The 645-nt window shown below is 74.7% G+C and carries 1 pseudogene; it reads right to left on the reverse strand.

Going from position 1 to position 645, the window contains the following annotated elements:
* Window positions 1-645, reverse strand: a pseudogene (locus G3I78_RS46765) (GPI inositol-deacylase); the annotation flags it as partial.

The raw sequence follows: 645 nt of genomic DNA on the forward strand, positions 1-645 counted from the left end.
CTACCGCACCGGCGTCGGCTCGCCGCCGACCGTCCCCGGCGCGACGAGCTCTCCTCGCGTCGAACCCCCGCCTGCCGGAGGCTCCGGCGTGCCGGGCAGCGTCAGGCCCGACGACCCCGGGAACGGCACTCCGGGCGCGCCCGGGAACGGCGTGCCCGGCGCCCACGGGGGCGTGAGCGACCGCGGGACCGCCAGGTCCCCGATGCAGAAGGTGGTGTCGGGGTCGGGCACCAGGCGCGCCTCGTAGACGAGGGGCGCGTCGGCCACCCCGTCGAGCAGCCGCTCGACGTCGGACAGGTGCTCCTCGAGCCCCCGGTCGCCCACCTCGACCGCGGCGTCCAGCACGTCCTGGTGGAAGTGCACGCTGTGCGGAACCTCGATCGGGGGGCCGCCGTCCGGAGCCGGCAGGACGCCGGTGACCGTGACCTGGTCGGGCGTCGCGGGGTTCTCGGCACCGTCGGTGTCGGAGACGCCCTCACCCTGCGTCTCGATGTGCGTGGCCTTGATCCCTGGAGGCAGACCGTGGTTGGACACGGGCGACCCCGCTGTCACGACATGGCGCACGGTGTACGTGCCGACGTTCGCCGCCACGACCGTCGTCGCGACCATGCCGCCCTGGCTATGCCCCACGAGCACGACGTCGTC

Origin of the sequence: Streptomyces sp. SID13726, from assembly GCF_010548375.1 — a bacterium.
Lineage (GTDB): Bacteria > Actinomycetota > Actinomycetes > Streptomycetales > Streptomycetaceae > Streptomyces.